The organism is Microcoleus sp. Pol12A5 (genome assembly GCF_036701435.1).
Classification (GTDB): Bacteria; Cyanobacteriota; Cyanobacteriia; order Cyanobacteriales; family Microcoleaceae; genus Microcoleus.
On sequence record NZ_JAUBQU010000220.1, the window covers coordinates 1 to 4,694 of the forward strand.

Annotated in this window: 3 protein-coding genes; 1 reads left to right on the forward strand and 2 read right to left on the reverse strand. The window is 37.9% G+C overall.

What is annotated here, in order from left to right:
- Positions 1 to 216: 216 nt before the first annotated feature.
- Positions 217 to 1,659 carry an NACHT C-terminal alpha/beta 1 domain-containing protein gene (locus tag QUA45_RS27910; protein WP_333223115.1) on the reverse strand — a complete coding sequence of 481 codons (1,443 nt, stop codon included), beginning with the start codon at positions 1,657 to 1,659 and terminating at the stop codon, positions 217 to 219.
- A gap of 22 nt (positions 1,660 to 1,681) precedes the next feature.
- Entirely contained in the window at positions 1,682 to 4,126 is a 2,445-nt protein-coding gene (locus QUA45_RS27915; RefSeq protein ID WP_333223117.1) for an NACHT domain-containing protein, read from the reverse strand.
- A 349-nt stretch (positions 4,127 to 4,475) separates the two neighbouring features.
- Here QUA45_RS27915 and QUA45_RS27920 point away from each other — a divergent pair.
- A partial coding sequence (locus tag QUA45_RS27920; RefSeq protein WP_333223119.1) for a hypothetical protein occupies positions 4,476 to 4,694 on the forward strand: 219 nt, incomplete at its 3' end.

Here is a 4,694-nt window from a genome sequence, read left to right on the forward strand (position 1 = left end):
CAACGGGTAGTGCGGATGGAATTTTTACTTTATTTTATCTGGTGCTAGCCTATCTACTCTCGATCGTAGCGGAAATTATCCTACTCTGTTTTAGCCGACGATTCTCTTAATTCAGAGAAAGATAAAGAAATGTTTCGATCGAGTTGGATTTGGGGGAGTGAGTGCGATCGGGCCTGAGTTGGTGAAAAAGCGATCGCCTTGTGCCAAAATCAAAATTCAAGCCTCCAAAATCGAGCGATTCAGCCATTTCAAAACTGCATCGATGAGATTCGGATGGTTAGGAGAAATGCGTTTTACATTGTCGCATGGTCGATCGGTGATGATTGCGATCGTGCCTCCAAAAGCACTCAGTGCAGTTAGAAAAGGTTCGCTGAATTCGCGATCGATTTTAGAATTGTAGAACACCAACGCAACTCGTTTTTCTAGGTTTCTCAAATTCAGTCGCCAATAGGCTTTGAGCAGTGGCATAGTTGTGGGTGTTCCTTCTTGTCGTTCTGGACAACCTTGCTCTACCATTTGAATGTAGATATCAGTGGCAGGATTATCTAGAGGGTTAAATTCGCTACCATCAATACAAATCAGTTGTACTGCTCGATCGAGTTCTTCATTATGGGAAACCGCCGACTGAAGAACTGAAGATTGCTCAACTTTTTTGAGGAGGAGTTGAGGAGTAGAAGAGTTAGCAATAGAGATGTTTTCAAATGCCTCTAAGTCAGTAAAGGATGGTTGAACACAACAAGCGTCAGAAAATTCCGTATAACTCAAGTGATTAGCACAATGCCACAGCACTGAATGAGCAATTATATATAAATTATGGTCTGACTGAGCAACTGCCTCTTCTACATAATCCTTTAAACCAAAAACTAGCCTTTGCAGTTGTGGTTTGTGAGTAATTTGTTTTAATTCGGCGGCAAGAAACCATTGAATTTGACTGTCTTTCAAATTGACAGTTAAGTTTACTAATTTATCAATAATCGGTTGTTTTGATAATGTTTCAATTTTAATCAAAATTTCAATACAAATAAAGCGTAATGTATGATCTTTATTTATTTGAATAATTTCAATTAATTTATCAATAACTTCAAAATTAGTTTGTTTGATTTTGGCGATTGCAATTTCTTGGCTATGAGATAATAATTTAATAGTAAAACTATTTTGCATCAAACTTGTAAGGTTTAATTTTTCGGGCTCGCTAATTAGTGAAACAAATTCAACATATTGTTTTTCCATGAAATAATCTTCTCTATTATTTTCTGTATCGTTACTTGTGGTTGAATTTAAATCCTCGGTTGAATTTAAATCATCGGTTGTATTGTTATTTATATAGTTTTCTATAACTAAACTTAGAAAATCAATGAATATCTTATCTTTGCTACTCTGGTAGCCTACTATTTTAAAACGCTCATACATTGTTGTAGTTTGAGAAAAAATTTGTATTAAAAAATAGTAAAACTCTTTTTTTGATTCTATCAACAAAATAATTTTTTTAATGATTGACGGGTTCTCGAAAATTTTTGGATAGTTTGAGCTTGCCATTACTAACATTTGAGCATAAACTATAGATTCATGTATGTCTTTTTCATTCGCAATTAATTGGATTAACCTATTAATAATTTTTACAATAAAACCTTGTGTTTCCAAATATTCAACCAAAGACATAATGATTATTTGATCTTGTGAATTAATTATATAATACATCAAGGATTGCTTTGTTGACTTTTGAAATATCAATATCAAGTCTCTTGATTATACTGACAGCAGGAGTAATACTGATGTAATTGTCTCGATTTTGCCTGATGAAATCAATCAAAGCATCCAATAATTCTTGATTGTTGACTAAAGCGTTATGATTTATGCTTAGTTCGTCTAAACGTGAAATAGCTAGCGATTGAATCATAGAATCTTGACTATTTAAAAATGATGTTAACTTACTAATAACCACTTTGTCCAAAATCTTAGAAGCAATTAAAATATTAACGATATCAAAACTTTGTCTGTCGTATTGCTCATCTTCGCTCAATAAAGCATTAACTAAAAAGTCCACGGCAATTTGCTTAAAATTATCATTTTTTAAAGCTATTTTTGCCACTTCTATGGCACGTCCCTCATTATCCTGTTTTAATAATTTAGGGATTAATACTTTTAAGCATTCATGCTCCGGGTTGATTTTAAATAAAACTTCCAAAAGTTTAGATAGTTCGTAGAGTTCTAAATCAGTATTATTATTGATGAATTCACTTATAAGATCGCAGGCTTCTTTGGGAGCGTAATATTTTAACGATTCTATGATGAATTCCTCATAACCAGGAAACCTTAATTTGTATACTTTTATTTGTAAATTATCATCCAAGCAAACGAAATCCACCTGTGCAGCAATAAATTCTATTTCGCCAGATTGACACCAGTAAACTATATTTAATGGTAGTAGCTTAAGCCGATACATATTTTTCCATTTATCTTCTTTAAAATTGGTTATTGTGTCGCTCAATTCTTTCTTTAGCAATGCTGAAATCTGGGAGTTTTCTAACCATAATATAGCGGGTTCTAGCCATTGGGGTTCAAAAATTCGATAACGCTCCATGAAAACTTGATAATTATCAATTACTAAAGATGCAAAATATTCCTGGAATGTGGGATGAAAGAAAGCGTAAACAGGTTCCTGTTTTGTAGCTTCCCAATCTACCAAGTTCAGCCAACCGAGATCCCTGGCTAATTTAAAAAGTTTGTCGCCCATTTTTTGATGAATTAAACTCAGCGACAAGCGAAATCGAGTATCACTATCCAATCCTGCTATAGACAAACGACCGAGGGCTTGATGTAATTCTTTTTGCAAACCTGGTTCAGTCGCCCAATCAATACCCGATTGTGCTGGTTTCCACTCATAGAAATCGCCGACAAAGTGTTGATATAGTTCGGCTTTGGTTTCTGGTAATTCGACTTGCTTATTTTTGCTGGATATTTGACACAGTAGAGATAAGCGAAGCGGATTTTTTACGAGTTGGCGGATGCGTTCTTTTTGCGGTTCTTGCAGCTTTCTCTGTAACTCCTGTCCCCGTTGAATATTTTTCGCTTCAGCAAACCACTGCTGAATAAAATCATCTACTTGCTCTTGTTTAAACTCCTGAGTTTTGTAAGTATCAAAACCGGTGAGGGGATTGTTGACACGGGCATCCCAAACATTGGTTCGACAGGTCAAAACAACCCGCACATTACCCAACCAATCAGTAAGCTGGTTTCTGATTTCCTCTAAGGACAAACAACTATTCGCCCCTACAGCCATTTCATCGACACCATCGAGTAACAGCCAAATTCCACCCTGACGCAAGCGTTTTTGTAGAGATGTTTCATGAAACGTCTCTACGTCAATATCGGGATAAACCAGAGAAATTGCTTCTGGCAACCATTCCTGAATAATGTATTCTTTCAGTGTCTTTCTTTGCAAACTTGCCAGCGCAATGCAAATCGGCAAGTCTCGATCATTCTCCTGAATGTGAGTGGCGATTTTATCTAACAGCGTTGTCTTTCCTGCTCCTGGCTCGCCGACAATAGCAATATGTTTATTTTTTCCAGTAGGTTTTTGTCCAATAACGTCAGTCATGAATTCATCATGCTCGTAAATTCGGGTAACGACTTCCTGTTCTAATTGATGCACCTGTTCCATAGGCACATTACCACTGCGACGCTGCTGCTGTTTCCGTTCGATTAATCCTAGTGGTACAAAAACCTTAACTTCAAATCCCCTTTCTGTCGCTCTCCGTCTAAAGCGTTGCTCCTCTTGCTGTTCCTTTAACATTTCTTGGCAAACTCGCTGCCAATCAATGGCAATGTTTGGCTGTGGATATAGCTCGGAATTCTGCAAGTTTGAGTCATGTTCGGCAATAAATTTTATGGGTTCAAATCCTAATGCTTTAAGAATTAAGATGACTTTACTGCGATCGCGTGGCGTACCTTCAAGAAAGCGTTTTATGGTACTGAGACTCACATGAGCTTGTTCTTCAAGATTTTCTTGAGACCAGCCCCGTTTGTCTGGATTTCGTGGCTTCTCCAGTTCAGCCATCCGTTGACGAACTTTATCCAAACCTGCGCCATCAATCCGAACACTGCGAGATGCCATAGTTTGACTCATTCCTAACAACTAGAGTGGATGAAATTGAGAATTTTGCATCAGTTGCATAGCCCGCCAGGGGTTTAAACCCCTGGCTCATAGCGAAAGTCCTCTAAAAGAGGACTAAATGCTGACCCAAAAAAGCGCTCTTCAGTCCACTTAAGTGGACTTTCGCTATTAGCCGTGGACTTGAGTCCACGGCGGGACAACAGCACAGGCGCAAAATCTCAATCAAAACTATCCCTAGCATAGTCAGCATCAAGTTTCTTGACCAGTTCAGATCAGTTCACTTTTTTCTGAACCGTTTTGCTCTGGAGAAATCCAGTTGACTCCAATAGGCTTGAATTATTAACACTCAAAGGTTCAGCTTATGACAGCTTTCCAACTCAGCCTTTTCCCAGACGAGCCACCTACTCCCATCGACTCCCTTAACAAAAAGAGAAGGGTAAAACTCCCATCCCAACCAACAGTAATTGAGCAATCCTGCACAACCCATAGATCCGCACAACTGCTGGAGGTATCCACCACAACTCTCTACCGCGCTCGGAAAGAAGGCAAACCTTACCAGAAGGGCGCTTGGACTGCCACC